We start from the raw sequence: 17,869 nt of genomic DNA on the forward strand, positions 1-17,869 counted from the left end.
CCTCCTAGCTGTACGGGTCGTCGCCGGGCCGCACATAGCCCCACACGTTGCCGGTCTCGCGGAACAGGAGGTCGTCGTCCTCCGGCTCCTCGTCCTCCTCGGACCGCTCGCCCTTCTTGCGCGCGTCGGCCGCCGCCTGGCCGCTCGCCGCCGAGGTCCGCGCCGCGCCCACGCCCGGCCCGGAGCCCGAGCCCGCGGCCGCGGGCCCCGTCGCCGCGCCCGGCCCGATCACGCCCGGCGCCGTCCCCGTGAAACCCGCGCCGCCAGCGACGGTCGCCGCGCCGCCCGGGACGACGCCACCGCCGCCCGGACCGCCGCCGAAGCCCCCGAATCCGCCGCCGCCACCGCTCGCCAGACCGCCCGAGACGGTCCCGTCCGCGGTCGCCTCCGAAGGGGCCGAGGCGGTCTCGTCCTCGGTCCGCACCGAGCCGTCGCCGCTCGGCGGCACCGGGCTCGGGTCCTGGGTCGCCTGCGGCGCCACCGGCGCCGCGGGCTGCTCCATCACCGGCGAGGCAAGATCCATATAGGATGAATCGGCGGTGTCCGGGCAGGGCCGGTCCGCGCCGGTCGCCCGCATCGCCGCGAGCTGCTCGCTCTGCCCGTCCAGCTTCTCGCCGATCGCGCCGTCGATCGCCGCGTGCCGCTCCGCGTATGCGGCGGCCTCCGCGTCGATCCGCGCCCCGAACGCCGTCCGCGCCTCCTCGCCCGCCTGCAGCCGCGCTTCCGAGAGCGCAACGCCCGCAACCGAACCCTCCACGGCGTCCCCCGCCCGCTCCTCCAGGAACGCCCGCACCTCCGCCGCGAGCGCCGGGTCCGCGCCGCCCAGCCGCAGCGCGTCCCCGGCCTCCTCGCACCCCATCCGGATGCAGTCCCCGTGCCACCACGCGGGCCGCACATGGATCGCGACGAGGCTCGTCCACTCGCCGTCCGCACCCACCAGCGGTGCGGGGTAAGGGATCTCGCCGGAGTCGCCGCCCTGGAGCGTGTACAGGGCCTCCTCGCGGTGCTTCAGCTCCGCGGCCGTGTCCTCGATGTCGTCGAGCACGCCCTGCACGAGCGCCTTCGCCTGGTCGGCCTGCTCGCAGAACGCGTCGAAGTCGGCCCCGGCCCAGCCCGCAGCGAGCGCGGCGAGGGCGGAGCGCATCAGGCCCGGCCAGTCGGCGAGGACCGCGGCGACCTCCTCGTTCCAGCCGGTCCGCAACCGCTGCAACGAGAACGAGTCGGGGTCGAGGGGCCGCACGGCGGCGACCGCGGACCGGAAGTCGTCCTCCGTCGGGTAGGACATGCCCTCGCAGCGCGGCTTGAACCGCCCGAGCTGCCCCTCGACGGGGACCGCGGACACGAGCCGCTCCCAGTCCGCCTCGGCGGGGTGCTCCACCGGGTGCGGGCAGGCGCCCGCCGTGCAGCCGCTCCGGCCCCCGGTCCCGGTGTCGCCGAAGGCGATCTCGGAGCTGGCGGTCGGCTCGGTGTAGAACGCCGTCTCGTCGTACGCGGTCTCGCCGTACCCGGAGTAGTCCGCGTACCCGGCGCCGTCCGCTTCCGCCGCGCCGGTCTCGTCGCCGTAGACGAGCGCCGTCCCCGTGTCCGCGGCGTCGAGCACCGTCGTGTACTCGGCGCCCGAGTCGCCCGCGGGCGCCGAGCCCTCGATGAGTCCGCCGTCCGTCATGCCGCACCTCCCTGGTCGCTCCTGGTGGTGCCCCAATGGAAGACCCGCGCGTCATGGAAACGTCACGACTTCGGACCGGCCGCCTCGGGACCGGTCCGTGACGGCGGCGGGCACATTGCAGGGGAGGGCGCCGGACCCGGCGCCGCCAGTGCGAGGAGGACCGGCATGGACGTGTACATGGAAGTCGATCGGGTGCGCGGCGGCGGCGCGGACCTGCGGGCCGTCGCCCCCGGGGCGCGCAAGGCCTCCGACCGGGTCGAGGCCCCCGCCGAGGCCGCCGCGACCGGGAACGCCGGGTTCCTCACCGGGGACGCGGGGCAGCGCTGGCGGGCCGCGCTCGGCGAGGTCACCGAGGGCGTGGAGCGGCGCGTCGCCTGGCAGGGCGAGCAGGTCACCGGCAGCGCCGACGACATGGACGGCGCCGACGGCGAGGCCGGCGGGAGGTTCCGCTCGATCGGGCGGTCCGTGCCCCGCTCGAAGCAGGACTAGGAGGGGGTCGCGATGCCCACGTATGAGGAGGCGCTGGCCGCGAACCCGGCCGCGTTCGTCGACTACGCGTCCGAGATGGCCTCGGCGGGAACGGATCTGACCGAGCACCGGGCCGAGTACGACTCGACGGTGGTCGAGATCAACGCCGGTTGGCAGGACAAGGCGAACACGGCGTTCAACGACGACGCGGTGGTCGTCGACGACCACGTCGAGCAGGTCGTCTCGCAGGTCGGCGAGGCCGCCGAGATGCTCGACTCCGGCGGCGCCGCAATGCAGTCCATGGTGGAGCAATTGAAGGGCCTCGACGCGTCCTACCGCGGCGCGGGCTTCAACGTGCAGACCGAGCCGCGGGTGGAGCTCGGGGCCGTCCACTGGGCGGCCATCGCCGCCGCGGGGCCGTTCGGGCCGATGCTCCAGGCGCTGTTCCAGGCCCGCGCCGACGAGGGGACCGTGCAGTTGCAGCTCGGCCTCTCGCTCCTCACCGCCGCCGACGCCGCCACCGGAGCGGGCCTGACGGCCGCCGCCGAGCAGTTCGAGCCCTTGGAGGACAAGGGAGGCCCGGCCGACCCGACGATCTGCCCGCCCGTCGTCGCCGAGGACGACCGCACCGGCCGCGACGGCAAAGACGACCGGGACACCACCGGCCGGGCCGACCAGGACCCCAAGCAGAAGACCACTGAGGACGACGACCCCGACGAGGACGAGAAGAAGGACGACGACAAGAAGCGGGACGAGGAAGACGAGAAGTCCGAAGACGACAAGGAAGACGAGCCGAAGGACCAGGACCCGAGCCGGGACCCGGACCAGACCGGCCAGGCCGACCCGGAGCAGCACGGGACGGTCGAGCCGAACGAGCCCGAGGTCCCCGACTACACCTCGCCGGACCTGGTCGACTACGAGGCCCCCGACGTCCCGGGCCTCGACAACGATTGGGACCCTGCCGAACTCGACGGCTCCGAGCTGCCCTCGGGCGGCCTCGCCGGGAGCGGCGGAGGCCTCGGCGGCGGCGGTGTCGGCGGGGTCGGCGCACCCGACGCCGGGACCGTGCCGACCGGCACGACCGCGGGCCCGGTCGGCGTCGTCGGCGCGCCCGCGAACGCCGCGGGCGGCCCCGGGACCAGTACGGGGAGCCGCGGCCTCGGCGGCATGGTCGGCGCCCCGGGCGCGCGCGGCGGCGCGAACCCCGACGACGAGTTCGAGCGGGAGTCGTTCCTGACCGAGGACCCCGACGAGGACGTGTGGGGGATCGGCACCGCCGAGGACAACCCGTACGTCGACTACCAGGAGGAGCAGGCCGAGACCGCCGACGAGGACGCGTTCCCCTCGCTCCTCCAGGACCCGCCGCCGGTCCTCCTGCCCGGGTTCCCCCCGCCGGAACCGGGCCCCGGCCGCGACTGAGCACCCGCAGGCTGGAATACCCGCAAAGCCCCACACCCGCAAGGAAGAACACCCGCAAGGAACGGCCCGCCGTCCACAGGAGATCCTCCCTGTCGGCGGCGGGCCGTCCGGCACCCCGGGCCGTACCCACTACATGCCCGGGGGCGTCTCACCGGCCGCCGGAGGCGACCACCGCCGCGAGGCGGTCCGCGGCCCGGCGCTGCGCCAGGCCGATCGCGCCCGACACCTCCGCGCCGAGCTGCTCGTACTCGATGTCGATGGTGGCGTTGGGAACCAGGAACCGGAACGCCGTCAGGCGCCCGCCCAGGCCCACCTCCGCGTCGCACACGTCGTCCTCCGAGACGCCGCCCGAGAACCGCTCCGGGGAGCGCGCGATCCACTCCCGCAGCTCCGCCGAGCGCGGGTCCGGCGCGCACCGCGCCAGCAGGTCGGCGCCCACCCGCTCGGCCCGCATCACGTGCTCGGCGCGGGCCCCCTCCGCCGCGTCCCACGCCGCCTCCACGGCCTTCGCCACCGCCCGGTTGCTCATGCGGTCCACGGTGGGGCTCAACGCGAGCGACCCGAGCCGGCCCGTGTAGTCCAGGCGCAGCCACACCACCCGGCCCGTGTCCGTCCCGTCGAAACCGCAGCTCATCAACTGCGCCGCCAGGGCCGCGGCCCGGTCGGCCGCGTCCGAGGCCGCGCCCGCCGCGTCGCGCGAGGGGGCGCCGTCCAGGACCCGCGCCGCGGTGTCCCGAAGCGGCCCTTCGGGAAGCCGCGCCAGCGCGGCCCGGGCCGCGGTGAGGCGGTCCTCGTAGTCGTCGGGTACGGCGATGCGCTCCATGGCGGCCCCTCCTCGGCTCGTCGGGCTCAATGGAAGACTCCACCCGGGCCTCACGGATCGGTCCTCGCTTCGTCATGCCACGCGCCCCGCGCACGCCTGTGGGACACTGAGGTCCCAACCCGCGGTGAGGAAAGCGACGATATGGCCCTCGACGTGCGCCTGCTCGGACCCCTGGAGGTCCGCGTGGACGGCGGGCAGGTCGCGGTCCCGCGGGGCAACGCCACGACGATCCTCGCGCTCCTCCTCGACGACGCGGGCCGGGCCGTCCCCATCAGCGGCCTCGTGGCCGCCGTCTACGGCGACGACCTGCCGCTCGATCCCGAGACGCAGGTGCAGAACACCGTCGGGGTGCTGCGCCGCCAGCTCGGGGCCGCCCGCGGGCGCATCGAGACCGTCGGCCGCGCCTACCGGTTCCGCATCACCGAATCCGAGCTGGACACGCTGCGCTGCAAGGCGAAGGAGCACGAGGCCCGGGGCCTGCGCCGCGAGGGCCAGGCCGAGAAGGCCGCCGCGGTCCTGCGCGAGGCCCTCGACGAGTGGCGCGGGCCCGCGCTCGCCGACCTGCCCGGCCGGGCCGCGGGCGCGATCGGCCGCCGCCTGGACGAGTACCGGCTCGCCCTCCTCGAACAGCGCATCGACGCCGACATCGACACCGGGCGGGCCGCGGGCGCGGTCGAGGAGCTGCGGCAGATCATCGCCGCCCACGACACGCGCCAGCGCCTCGTCGCCCTCCTCATGCGCGCCCTCCACGCCTCCGGGCGCACCGCCGAGGCGCTCGAAGCGTATGCGGCCCTGAAGGAGCGGCTCGCCGACGCGCTCGGCGCCGACCCCGACCGGGAGCTCGTCGCCCTCCACACGGCGATCCTCCGCGACCGGCCCGCCGCACCCGAGGCCCCGCCGCCCGCCGCGTCCGCGGTCCCGGCGATGCTCCCGCGCGCGACCCCGCGGTTCACCGGCCGCGAGACCGAGATCCGGGCCCTGGACCGGTTCCTCATGGACGCGGGCGCCGAAGCCGGTCTCGCCGCCGTCACGGGCATGGGCGGGATCGGGAAGACCGCGCTGGCCGTCCGGTGGGCGCACCGCGTCGCCCACCGCTTCCCCGACGGGCACCTGTACTTCAACCTGCGCGGCTTCGACCCCGCGGCGCCGGGCGCGACCCCCGAGGACGTCCTCGGGGAGGCCCTCGCGGCCCTCGGCGCGGGCCCCGTCCCGGCCGGGCTGGACGAGCGGGCGGGCCTGTACCGGACGATCCTCGCGCAGCGGCGCGTCCTGGTGCTCCTCGACAACGCCCGCGACGCCGCCCACGTGCGCCCGCTGCTGCTCACCGCCCCGGGGAGCTTCACGATCGTGACCAGCCGCGACCGGCTCGTGGGCCTGGACATGAGCGAGGGCGCCGAGGTCGTCCACCTCGGGCCGATGCCCGAGGCCGAGTCGGAGGCGCTGCTGGCGCGGCGCATCGGCCCCGAGCGGGCCGCCGCGCACCGGGACGCGGTGGCGCGCATCGCGGCCGCGTGCGGGCGGCTCCCGCTCGCGCTCACCCTCGTCGGCTCGTGGGCCGCCGCCGACCCGCACCTGGCGCTCGGCGAGCTCGCCGAGCGCCTCGCGGGGGCCGCGAACGTCCTCAACGTGCTCGTCTCCACCGACTTCGCCTCCGACCCGCGCACCGTCTTCGACTGCTCCTACCAGCTCCTGGACGAGCGGGACGCGCTCGCGTTCCGGCTCTTCGGACTCCACCCCGGCCCCGACCTGACGCCCGCGGCCATGGCGAGCCTCATGGGCGCGCCCCTCGCCGACGCCCGCGCCGCCCTCGAAGCGCTCGCCGAGATCAACCTGGTCGAGCCGCTGCCCGGCGGCCGCTACTCCATCCACGACCTGCTGCGCGCCTACGCCGCCGAGTGCTTCGAGGACGAGGTTCCCGACACCGCCCGCCGCGCCGCCGCACTGCGCATGCTGGAGCACTACCTGCACGCCGCCGTGCGCGCGCGGCCCGGCGCGATCGACCCCGGCCGCCCCGCGCCCGGCGTCCGCGCCGAGGACCCCGGGCCGGGCTGGTTCGAGGCCGAGCAGCGGGTCCTCCACGGGCTCCTGCGCACCCGCGCCGGGTTCCAGGCCGACCTGCGGGTGTGGCAGCTCGGCCGCGTCCTCGCCGAACGCGCCCTCGACGGCGCCGCGGCAGGGGACCTGCTGGAGGCGCAGTCGCTCGCGCTCGCCGCCGCCGAGCGCCGCGGCGACGCCCTCGAACGCCTCACCTGCCTGGGCTACATGGCGATCGGCCACCACCGGCACGGCGACCGGGACGCCGCCGAGGCGTGCGCCGAGCGCGCCGCGGACCTCGCCGCGCGGGCGGGCGGGCCCTGGCCGGGCGCGCTCACCGCGTACCTGGAGGCGCTCCTGGGGGGCGGCCCGGCCGCGGCCCGCCGCGCGAAGGCCGGGTTCCGCGAGGCGGGGGACCGCGCCTGGGAGCGGCGGGCCGCGGACCTCGCCGACCGGTGAGCGGGAAACGCGGGCGCCCGGCGGCCCGGCCGGTGCCATGATGGGCCGCATGAGCGAACCCATCGAGCTGTGCTGCCTCCTGCGCGCCCGCCCCGGCCGCGAAGCCGACCTCCACGCCTACGAGGACCGGGTCCTCGCGCTCGTCCCCGAGCACGGCGGCCTGCTCGTCTCCCGCGCGATCGGCGACGGCGCCGACGGCCAGCCCCACGAGGTCCACACCTACCGGTTCCCGTTGCAGGACGACCTGGACGCGTACATGGCCGACCCGCGCCGCACCGCCCTCACCATTGAGCGCGACCGCGTCGTGGAGTCCACCGTCCTGTTCCCCGTCCGCCTCGCCTGACCCGGCCTGCCCGACCGCCGCGCCGGTCCGATCCACTGTCGGATACCCGACAGCACCGGACCGGTTGCGGCGGTTCGCCCCTGAACGCCCCGAACCGCCCCGCCCGCGCGCGGGCCGCACCGCCGCCGCACCCCCGATACGCTCGCCGTATGGGCAGCTCAGGTCTCAACTGGGGCGCCGTCGGCGCGATCGCGAGCGTCGTCGGCGTCGTGATCGCCTACGTCGCCCTCCAGGACCAGCGCGAGCACGGCGACCCCGACGACCCGTACGCCACTGTCGGCGAGGACCTCGGCGACCCGGTCGCCGACGACACCTGGGACGATCCCGAATGGACCGCCGTCGACTCGTACCGGGTCGGCCTCGCCGCGACCTACGCCGACGGCCGCTGCTGGACCGACCAGCTCGACCTCGACGACGGCGGCAGCGCCACCCAGGCCGAGGTCAACGGCCCGTTCGACGACTGGATGGACCTCACCTGGTACTCGTGCGCCGACCCCTACGGCACCGTGTACGGGCGCGTCGGCCAGTCCGCGACGGTCGACTCTGGCGGGACCGCCGACCCCGCCGCGTGCCTCGCCGCGATCGGCGCCGACACCTACCTGGACCTGCGCTTCGACCCCGACAACCCCACGGCCGCAGAGGGATGCGCGTACACCGGCGGCGGCTACGCCGCCACGGTCACCGTCGCCGCGACGGGCACCGACGGGACGTTCGCCACCGGTTCGCTCGACGTCACCCTCTGGCAGCAGGCCTGACCGCGCCTCCCCGCTGTGGGACACTGGAACCCCCCTGGAGCCGACCGGAAGCGGAGACATGCCCACCCTGGACGTGCGCCTGCTCGGGCCCCTGGAGGTCCGCATCGACGGCGCCGAAGCCGCCGTCCCCCGCGGCAAGACCGCGACGATCCTCGCGATCCTCCTCGACGACGCGAACGCCGTCGTCCCCCTGGAGCACCTCATCCGCGCCGTCTACGGCCCGGACCTCCCCAAGGACCCCGAGACGCAGATCCAGAACGCCGTCGGCGTCCTGCGCCGCGAACTCGGGGCCGCCCGCGACCGCATCGAGACCGTCGGCCGCCGCGCCTACCGATTCCGCATCGCACCCGGCGAACTCGACCTGCTGCGCTGCAAGGCGAACGAGAACCTGGCCCGGAACCTCCGCGCCGAGGGCCGCACCGCCGAGGCCGCCGCCGCGCTCCGCGAGGCCCTCGCCGAGTGGCGCGGGCCCGCGCTCGCCGACCTGTCCGGGACCGCCGTCGAGGCGATCCGCCGCCGCTACGACGAGCACCGCCCGAACCTCCTGGAGCGGCGCCTCGAACTCGACCTGGAGCTGGGCCGCGCCGCCGACGTCGTGGACGAGCTGCGGCAGGTCGTCGCCGCCCACGACACGCGCCAGCGGTTCACCGCGCTCCTCATGCGCGCCCTCCACGCGTCCGGGCGCACCGCCGAGGCCCTCGAAGCCTTCGCGGCCCTGAAGGACCGGCTGCTCGACAAGCTCGGCGCCGACCCCGACCGGGAGCTGGTCGACCTGAACGCGGCGATCCTGCGCGACGAGCCCGCCGCCGCGCCCGCGCCCGCCGGGGCGCCCCGCCTCGTCCCCGCGACCCTCCCGCGCGCCATCACCCGGTTCACCGGCCGCGACGGCGAGATCCGGGCCCTGGACGACGCCCTCGAAGCGGCCGACGGGGAGGCGGGCCTCGCGGTCGTCGCCGGAATGGGCGGCGTCGGGAAGACCGCGCTGGCCGTCCGGTGGGCCCACCGAGTCGCCCACCGGTTCCCCGACGGGCAGCTGTACTTCAACCTGCGCGGGTTCGACCCGCTCAGCGACGGCGCCGACCCGGCCGCGGTCCTCGCCGAAGCCCTTGCGGCCCTTGGGGTCCCGGCCCAGCAGGTCCCGGCGTCGCTCTCGGAGCGGGTCGGCCTGTACCGGACGGTGCTCGCGCGCCGCCGCGTCCTCCTCGTCCTCGACAACGCCCGCGACGCCGCCCAGGTCCGGCCCCTCCTGCCCTCCGCGCCCGGGAGCTTCACGGTCGTGACCAGCCGCGACCGGCTCTCGGCGCTCGACGCGGGCGAGGGCGCCGACACCGTCTCGCTCAACCTCATGTCCGAGGCCGACGCGTGGTCGCTGCTGGTGCGGCGCATCGGCCTCACCCGCGCCCTCGCCGAGGAGGCCCCCGTGCGGCGCATCGTCGCCGCGTGCGGGCGCCTCCCCTTGGCGCTCACGCTCATCGGCGCGTGGGCCGCCCGCCACCCCGGGTTCTCCATCGCCTCGCTCGCCGACCGGCTCGACCAGACCACGAACGTGTTCAAGATCCTCGCCGACACCGACCCGGCCTCCGACCCGCGCTCGGTGTTCGCCTGCTCCTACCAGGAGCTCGGCTCCCGCGCCGCCCAGGCGTTCCGCCTGTTCGGCCTCCACCCCGGCGCCGAGGCCACCCCCGCGGCCATGGCCAGCCTCATGGGCGCGCCCGCCGCCGAAGCCGAAGCGGCCCTTGAGGAACTCGCCGACGTCCACCTCGTCGAGCAGCCCGGCGAGGACCGGTACGCCATGCACGACCTGCTGCGCGCCTACGCCAAGGAGCGCCTCGCCGAAGAGGTCGCGCCCGAGCGCCGCGCCGCCGCCGAACGCCGCCTCGTCGCCTACTACCTGCACTCGGCGCACGCCGCCGACCGGGTCCTGCTCCTCTCCGGCGACGGCGCGCAACCCGACCTGGCCCCCGAGGGCGTGCGGCCCGAGCCCGTCGCCGGGCCCCGCGAGGCCCTCGCCTGGTTCGAGACCGAGTACCCCGTCCTCCTCGGCCTGGTCCTGCGGCCCTCGGCCGCAACCGATGCGGACGTGCAGGGCCTGGCCCGGCGCCTCGCCGAGTACATGGTCATGCGCGCCCTCGGCGCCGACCTCCACGCCGCCCAGACCGCCGCGCTCGCCGCCGCCGAACGCCGCGGCGACGCCCTCGGGCAGGTCGTCGCCCACGGCTACCTCGGGGTCGCCGCGATCCTCGCGGGCGACGCGCCCGCCGCCGCCCGCCGCCTCGACCGCGCCGAGGCCCTCGCCGGCTCCGACCCGTGGGCCGCCGGGTTCTGCGCGTACGGCCGGGCCGTCCTCGCCGCGAAGACCGGCGACGACGCCGCCGCGCTCGCGGGCTGCCGGGCCGCCGCCGCCGCGTTCACCGCCGCGGGGGACCGGTTCTGGGCGTACCGGGCGCACGCCGGGACCGGCTGGCACGCGGCCGCGCTCGGCCGCCACGACGAGGCCCGCCGCCGCTTCGAGGAGCTCATGGCCGTCGCCGAGGCGGCCGGGTCGCCCATCGGCGTCGGCAACGCCCACCTCGGGTTCGGGTACCTCGACCACCTCCAGGGCCGCCACGACGAGGCCCTCGCGCAGTACGACGCCGCGGGCCGGGCCCTCGCCGAGGGCGGGAACCTGCCCGCCGCCGCGTACGCGCAGGAGCTCGCCGGGGACGTCCGCATGGCCGCGGGATCGGCCGCCGCCGCCCGCGCCGACTGGCGGGCCGCCGAAGCGGTCTACACCGAGTTCGGGAGCGTCCTCGAACTCGCCCGCGTCCGCGCCCGCCTCGCCGGGAACGGGGCCCGCCCGAACGCGTGAGGGGCCCCGCCCGAAGGCGGAGCCCCTCACCGGAACACTTGCCGCCCTAGGCGGTCTCGGCGTCGAAGTCCGTGGCCAGCAGCGCGTCCACGGCCGCCTGGTAGGAGTCGGTGCCCGACTGGGCGATCGACGCGATCCCCAGGAACCCGTTCACGCCGTCCACGTCCACCACCAGGATCGCCGTGTCCTCGAACGTGTCGGTGCTCGCGTCGGTCGACGTCCACGAGTTCTTCCACGTCGCCAGCACGCCGGCCTTCCCGTCGACCTCCACGTCCTGGTAGGCGATCTCGCTCATCTCGTACCCGACCACCGTCGAGAACGCCCCGTCCAGCCACACCTCCGCGGCGTTCGCCGCCGACGCGTTCAGGTCCGCCGGGTCGTACTGCGCGACCGCCCCCGAGAACAGGCCCGTCCCCAGGAACGAGATCCACGTGTCGGTGTGCTGGAGGACGTACGCCTCCGAGTCGGTCATCGGCTCGTACGCCACGCCCGGCCCGTAGTACGGCTGCCAGTCGCCGCTCGCCGGGAGCGGCGTGACCGCCCCGATCGACGCGACCAACAGGGCCGTCCCGGTCGGCCCGGGGGCCTCCTCGCCGGTGCCCTCCTCATCCCCGGACTCCCCGCCGTCGTCAGGGGCGCTCTCCTGCGACGTCCCCGGGTCCTGCCCGCCCGCCGTGTCGTCGTCGCCCTCGTCGCCGCCGCCGAGCCAGAAGTACCCGCCGACCGCGCCCAGCGCCATCAGCAGCACCACCCCGATGACCAGCAGGGCCGTCCCGCCCCCGCCCCTGGTCGTCGCCTGCACCGGCGGCGGCCCGTACCCCGGGTACTGCTGGTACGGCTGGTTCGGGTCGAAGCCCGGCTGGTACGGCGCGCCCGGCTGGTAGCCGCCCGGGAGCTGCGAAGTCTGCTGCGACGGGACCGCGTACGACGGGTCCGCGCCGGCCTGCCCGGGCGCGTAGCCCCCCGCGGGCGGCTGCGAAGCGGGCTGCGACTGGCCGTAGGGGTTCTGCGCGTACGGGTCCGCGGAGTAGGGGTTCTGCGCGTACGGGTCCGGGGCGCCACCAGGGGGCACCGCGCCGGGGTCTTGCGGGGGGTACGTCATGGACCGATCGTATCCGGACCCCGCCGCCGCCGTCCTCGTCCGTTCTCCTGAGAAAACACTAAACCGGGACGGGTGGACACCCGCCCCGGCTTCAGGGATCCGAAACTCACCCCAGTATCACCGACCTGTCAAGATCGGATTCGTTAGCTCACGAACACGGCCACCGTCCGCCCCGGCACCGTGAACGCGCCCGTCGCGTCGTCGAACGCCGCCTCCGCGAACACCGGGTCCGCCGAGTCCTCCAGGACCGGGTGCAGCCCCGCCCCCGAACCCGCCGCGTCCGCCACCGTCTGGACCACCGCGCCCGGCGACGCGTTGAACACCACGGTCACCGAGCCGAACGCGTCGTCCAGGCCGCCCATGTCGATCCGCATCAGGATCACCCCCGGCGCCTCCTGCGCCGTGCCCGACAGCGGGAACGACACCCGCTGCGCGACCTCCTCGCCCGTGGCGAGGCTGAACGCCCCCGTCGAGGACGAGATCCGCAGCAGCTCCAGGAACCGGTCGCCGGCGAGCGCGATGTCCCCGCACGAGGGCGCGTCCACCGCCGCGAGGGCGTCCTCGGCGTACGGCCACTTCGCCTCCGACGTCCACGCCGGCGGCAGCCCCGACCCGAACCCGTTCGACGACGACCCGAACCCCTCGGCCCCGGTGCAGTCCCAGCGGATCGCGTTGAACCAGTCGCCCGAGTCGTACGAGTCCCGGTCCAGGGACTTCGACCGCAGCAGCTCCGAGCCGGCCGTGGTGAACCCCGCGCCCTGGCTCAGGACCGCCGCCGCCAGCGACAGCACCTGCATCCGCGCCCGGTCCGTCCCCGACGTGTCCGGGCCCAGCTTGTACGCGAGCGCGTCGAACAGGATCTCGTTGTCATGGGCGTCCACATAGCTCACCGACTCCGCCGGGTCCGCGGCGTACCCCGCCGGGGCCCCGTTGTAGTCCACGCCCGCACCGGTCGTCGCCGACCCGTCCGAGGCCGTGAACGAGTAGTCCGCGAGGTTCCCGACCAGGCCCACCTTCACCAGGTCCTGCGCGTGCAGCAGCGCCGCCAGCTCTCCATCGGTGGCCTCGCCGTCGTTGTCGGCCGTCCACAGGCCCGAGCCGAAGCCCTGCACGGTCGGGTCCTCGTCGAACGGGCCCCCGCCGCGCACGGCGTCGCGCATCCGGTCGTTGAACGTCCCGATCCCCGTGCCCGCCATGTTCGACTGCGTCGCCTGCTCGAACAGGGCGTCCCCGGCGACCTCGCCGAAGTCCCAGCCCTCCCCGTACAGCAGCACGTCTTCGTCCAGGGCCGCCTGCACCGCGAGGAGGTTCGCCTTCGGGTGGTGCCCCATGAGGTCGAACCGGAACCCGTCCACGTGGTACGCGTCCTGCCACAGCACCGTCGACTCCACGACGAACTTCCCGAACATCGGCCGCTCCGGCGCGGTGTTCGCGCAGCACGTCGAGGTGTACACCTCGCCGTCCGCGTCCAGGCGCTGGTAGTAGCCCGGCACGATCCGGTCCAGCACCGACTTCCCGTCCGTGCCCGACGCCGCCGTGTGGTTGTAGACCACGTCGTTCACCACCCGCAGCCCCAGGCCGTGCAGGGCCGCGACCATCTGCCGGTACTCCAGGACGCGCTGCGCCCCTTGGGCGTCCGTCGCGTACGAGCCCTCCGGGACGTTGAAGTGCAGCGGGTCGTAGCCCCAGTTGTACGCGTCGTCGGCGCGGACCGCCCCGACGCACGCCTGCTGCTCCGTCGAGTTCCCCGCCATCAGGTCCAGATCGCAGTCCACAACAGACTGGCCCGTCTCCGGGATGGAGGCGATGTCGAACGTCGGCAGCAGGTGCACGTAGTTCAGCCCCGCGTCGGCCAGCTCCGCGAGATGCCGCACCGACACCGAGTCCTCCTGCGTGAACGCTGCATACGTCCCCCGCAGCTCCTCGTCAACCGACTCATCGGCGATCGAGAAGTCCCGCACGTGCACCTCCCACACCTGCGCCGCGGCCGGATCGACCTCCGCGGGCGGGTCCTCCCGGTCCCACCCGCGCGGCTTCAGGTCCGCGTCGTCCAGGTTCACGATCTGGCTGTGCGTCGAGTCGGCCGCGAGGGACACCGAGTACGGGTCCGTCACCGAGTACGACTCGACCCGCTGCGAGGCGGGATGCCACACCTCGACCGCGAACCGGTAGTACTTCCGGTCCCAGCCCTTGGCGCCCTTCACCGTCCACACCCCGGTCCGCTCCGAGAACGACATCTCGTGCAGCTCAGGGGTGGTGTCCTCCGGCGAGTCGTACAGCTCCAGCGACACCGAACGCGCCGTCGGCGCCCACAGCGCCAGCTGCGGCTTCTTCCCCTTCCACGTCACGCCCAGGTCGGCGTCCAGGGCCGCGTCGTACACGTCGTCGACCGCGCCCGCGGTCTGCACGCCGGTCGCGTACCAGGCCGTGCCCGTGTGGTCGCGTTCGACCGCGACGAGCTGCCCGCGCAGGGCCTCCCGGATCGCGTCCCCGTCCGCGTCGACGTCGAACGCCCGGTAGCTCCAGTATGCGGGCCACGCCCGGCGCTGCGCCTCGGTGAGACCGCCCTTGGGCGTCAGGGAAATCGAGGTGTAGTCGCCGGTGAGGGCGCCGTCCTCGACCGCGATCGAGCCGTCGGCGCTGGCGAGCAGCTCGAAGACCTTCCCGTCTGTGACTGCGCCTCCCAACGACGCCGTATCGAGTGCGACGGTGTCGGCGTCGAGCCAGACCGCCTGCTCCTTGCCGAGGTCGAGGTCCTGGCCGCGGCCGGTGGAGGCCCCGGCGGGGCGCACGTAGCCGTCGGTGGCGGCGGTGATCCAGACTTCCTGCCCGTACTCGGCGAACACGAGCCGCTGGTCGGCGGGGAGGTCCTTCTCGTCGCCGTTGTGGAGGATGTAGGAGAGCGCCTCGGCGTCGTCGGCGAGGTCCACTTCGTAGACGGCGCCGAAGGAGTCGGTGCGCGCGGGACGGAGTCCGGCGTTCCAGTCGGTGGGGTCGACGGCGCCCTCCCAGGTGTGGAGGGTCCAGCCGTCGTAGTCGCCGCCGGGGCGCTGGTAGTGGATCACGGCCTTGCCGTCGGCGGCGGCCTGCGTGTCGTGCGCGCCCGCGGGCGTCACCCAGGTCTCGCCGAGCTGCGCGGGGGTGAGGAGCACGTCGGAGCCGTAGAGCTTGGTGTCCCCGGCGTGGACGATGAGACCCATCTGCGCGTCGAGGTCGTCCACGGGAACCTGCCAGTAGCGGCCCCACTCGTCGGTCCCGTCGGGCTGTCTCGGTGCGTCCCAGTCGGTCGCGACGCCGTCGGCGAGGGCGTCGCCCCACAGGTGCAGGCCCCAGTCGGTGCCGTCGTCAGGGGCGTGCACGGTGACGTGCCCGTTGGCCTCGGCCAGGGAGTAGGCGATGTCGCCGGTCCCGGCGTCGAGCCAGATCTCCGGGTTCGCGCCCGGATCGAACGACCGGTCGGCCGGGTGGTCCTTGTTCCCGTCGGCGTCGATGACGAGGAACCCGACCTCGTTCGCGTCCTCCGCGAGCTTCACGGGTGCGAAGGACCCGTAGGAGTCGCTGCCGGAGAACGGGTTCGATGCGGGCCACACGGTGCTCGACTCCTCGGCGACGTCGCCCCACACGTACAGGCCCCACTGCTCGGGGTCGCCGTTGTAGTGGACGTTCGCCCAGGTCAGGGAGCCGCCCGCCTGGTCGGGGGTCGCGACGGCGGTGGCCGCCTTCGCGGAGGCGCTGCGTCCGGCCCGGTCGACGATGACGGCCTTGAACTCGACGCTCTGGTCCCCTTGCAGCCCTTGGAGGTCGTAGGCGACGCGGTGGTCGGGCCCGGGGGAGGTGCCGACGTAGGTCCATTCGCCGCCGTCGACGGACGCGGCGAACGCGACCCGCGCGAGCGGGTCCCCGGTCGTGTCGGCCCGGACGTACGCGGTGGTGGCCGACTCCGCTGCGACCGTGAGGGACACGGTCGGCGAGTCCCCGGTGCGCACAGGGTCGTCGGCGCGGAACACGACGGCCGACAGCGGCGGGACGGTGACCGTGGCGGCGCCGTCGGCGGCCTCGATCGAGCCGTCCCCGTAGAGGTCCGAGAACGAGTCGGAGTAGGTCTCGACGGCGATCGTCTGCGCTTCGGTCGAGTTCGACACGGCCACCAGGTACTCCACGCCGTCGTCGCCGATGCGCGAGAAGGCGAGGACGCCGTCCTCGGAGGAGCGGGTCACCTGGGTGCCGTTCGCGAGCGCCGGGTGGTCCTTGCGGAGCTGCCCGAGTTCGGCGATGGCCTGGTAGATCGGGTGCTCGGTGTCGAAGTTGTCGTCGGCGTGCGTGTGCTCGGTCCCGATGAGCTCGTCGTCCAGGTATTCGTCCACTTGGGACGCGAACATGGTCTGGCGGGCGTAGTCGTCGCCGCCGGAGCCCGTGAAGCCCTGCTCGTCGCCGTAGTAGACGACGGGCTGGCCGCGGGTGAGGAACATGAGCTGCTGGGCGAGGATCGCCCGCTGCGTCCAGGTGGCCTCGTCGGTGGTCTCGACGATGGTGCGGCCGACGCGGCCGATGTCGTGGTTCGAGACGAACGTGGGCGTGGACAGGGCGTCGGTGCCCTCGGCGGTGAACAGCGCGTCGGACTCGTAGACGGTCGCGAGGCCCTCGGCCCCGGAGGCGCCGGTCGCGAACCCGGTTGCGGCGCCGTGGAACCCGAAGTCCAGGACGGCGTCGAGGTCGCCTTGGCGCACGTACGTGCTCGTATATGCGGGATCGCCGGAGTAGACCTCGCCGAACGCGAAGAAGTCGATGCCCTCGGCTGCGGCGGCGTCCCGGATGCCGGCCATGAACTGCGGCCAGAACTCCAGGTTGACGTGCTTGGCGGTGTCGAGGCGGAACCCGTCGACGCCGGAGTCGGCGATCCAGTCGGCGTAGACGTCGATCCACCCGTCCACGACCTCGGGCCGCTCGGTCCACAGGTCGTCGAGTCCGGAGAAGTCGCCGTACGTGGAGGACTCGCCGGTGTAGGTCGAGTCGCCGCGGTTGTGGTAGTTGGTCGGGTCGTTGAGCCAGTCGGGGGACTTCAGGTCCGCTTCGCCCGCCTCCAGCTCGGGCGTGTACGGGGCTCCCTCGGTCGTGACGGCCGGGAACTCGTCCGAGGCCGCGTAGTTCGCGTCGTCGAAGGGCCGCCCTTCGGCGTCCAGGTAAGGGGAGTCCTCGGTGGAGACGTACCCGCTCCCCTCCTCGGCGTACTCGATGACGTCGGCGGTGTGGTTGACCACGACGTCCAGGTAGATCTCGATGCCCCGCTCGTGGGCGGCGCCGATGAGGCTCTGGAGCTCGGCGTCGTCGCCCAGGTGCGGGTCCACGGCGGTGAAGTCGGTGCCCCAGTAGCCGTGGTAGCCCGCGCCGGTCCAGGTCTCGGAGACCTGCACGGGCTGGTTGACGACGACGGGGGTCAGCCAGATCGCGGTGGTGCCGAGGCCCTCGATGTAGTCGAGCCGCTGCTCGACCCCGGCGAGGTCGCCGCCCTGGTAGAACATGCGCTGCGTCGGGTCGTAGCCGTGTTCGGCTGCGCCGCCGTCGATGCCGCCGGTGTTGTTGGACGGGTCGCCGTCGGCGAAGCGGTCGGTCATGACGAAGTAGAACTGCTCGGCGTCCTCGGCGGGCGCCTGGGCGAGCGCGGCCAGTTGGGCGTCGGTGGGCTCGTCGGTCCACGAGCCGCCGTCGTCGGGCGGGTCGCCGGGGCCGGTGCAGGCGGTGAGTGCCAGGGCGGCGCCCAGCACTCCCGCCGCGGTTCGGGCGGTACGCGGCATTGCGTGTCATCCTCCGGGGTCGAGCGGGGGCGCCTGGTGACGGGTGGCGCACCCCGTGTGCGCAAGAACATACCACCTCTGCAATTTCCTTACAAGATTCTGATAGTCCATTGCGCTGCCCTTCCCCGGAACGCAGCGCAGCCCCCCGCGGATGCGGAGG

General features: G+C 74.6%; 10 protein-coding genes. 6 read left to right on the plus strand and 4 right to left on the minus strand.

Translation table 11 applies throughout. From position 1 onward, the window contains the following. Positions 1-4: 4 nt before the first annotated feature. Positions 5-1,666: a hypothetical protein gene (locus ACFFXY_RS04490; protein ID WP_382346246.1), complete on the minus strand. Its 1,662-nt coding sequence runs from the start codon at positions 1,664-1,666 to the stop codon at positions 5-7. A gap of 165 nt (positions 1,667-1,831) precedes the next feature. Here ACFFXY_RS04490 and ACFFXY_RS04495 point away from each other — a divergent pair, with 165 nt between their 5' ends. Then, the gene (locus ACFFXY_RS04495; RefSeq protein WP_382346248.1) at positions 1,832-2,155 is read left to right on the plus strand and encodes a hypothetical protein; all 324 of its coding nucleotides are present in this window, start codon (positions 1,832-1,834) and stop codon (positions 2,153-2,155) included. Between the two features lie 12 nt (positions 2,156-2,167). Then, entirely contained in the window at positions 2,168-3,553 is a 1,386-nt protein-coding gene (locus ACFFXY_RS04500; protein ID WP_382346250.1) for a WXG100 family type VII secretion target, read from the plus strand. A 148-nt stretch (positions 3,554-3,701) separates the two neighbouring features. Here ACFFXY_RS04500 and ACFFXY_RS04505 read toward each other — a convergent pair whose 3' ends face one another. After that, complete coding sequence (locus tag ACFFXY_RS04505; RefSeq protein WP_382346252.1) at positions 3,702-4,376, minus strand: hypothetical protein; 675 nt, start codon at positions 4,374-4,376, stop codon at positions 3,702-3,704. Between the two features lie 141 nt (positions 4,377-4,517). Here ACFFXY_RS04505 and ACFFXY_RS04510 point away from each other — a divergent pair, with 141 nt between their 5' ends. From ACFFXY_RS04510 to ACFFXY_RS04525, 4 genes are all read left to right on the plus strand, one after another. Beyond that, complete coding sequence (locus tag ACFFXY_RS04510) at positions 4,518-6,869, plus strand: AfsR/SARP family transcriptional regulator (RefSeq protein ID WP_382346254.1); 2,352 nt, start codon at positions 4,518-4,520, stop codon at positions 6,867-6,869. 49 nt (positions 6,870-6,918) lie between these two features. After that, positions 6,919-7,212: a putative antibiotic biosynthesis monooxygenase gene (locus ACFFXY_RS04515; RefSeq protein ID WP_382346256.1), complete on the plus strand. Its 294-nt coding sequence runs from the start codon at positions 6,919-6,921 to the stop codon at positions 7,210-7,212. Between the two features lie 149 nt (positions 7,213-7,361). Further along, a complete protein-coding gene (locus ACFFXY_RS04520) occupies positions 7,362-7,967 on the plus strand; it encodes a hypothetical protein (protein ID WP_382346258.1) in 606 nt (201 codons plus the stop codon). 58 nt (positions 7,968-8,025) lie between these two features. After that, positions 8,026-10,815, plus strand: a complete 2,790-nt coding sequence (locus tag ACFFXY_RS04525; RefSeq protein ID WP_382346260.1) for an AfsR/SARP family transcriptional regulator — start codon at positions 8,026-8,028, stop codon at positions 10,813-10,815. Positions 10,816-10,861: 46 nt separating this feature from the next. Here the strand turns inward: ACFFXY_RS04525 and ACFFXY_RS04530 are convergent, their stop codons facing one another. Then, on the minus strand, positions 10,862-11,917 hold the full coding sequence (locus tag ACFFXY_RS04530; protein WP_382346262.1) for a hypothetical protein: 1,056 nt from the start codon (positions 11,915-11,917) through the stop codon (positions 10,862-10,864). Positions 11,918-12,060: 143 nt separating this feature from the next. Continuing rightward, positions 12,061-17,709, minus strand: a complete 5,649-nt coding sequence (gene pulA / locus ACFFXY_RS04535) for a pullulanase-type alpha-1,6-glucosidase (protein WP_382346264.1) — start codon at positions 17,707-17,709, stop codon at positions 12,061-12,063. Positions 17,710-17,869: the final 160 nt, after the last annotated feature.

The organism is Glycomyces mayteni (assembly GCF_042428885.1).
GTDB lineage: Bacteria > Actinomycetota > Actinomycetes > Mycobacteriales > Micromonosporaceae > Glycomyces > Glycomyces mayteni.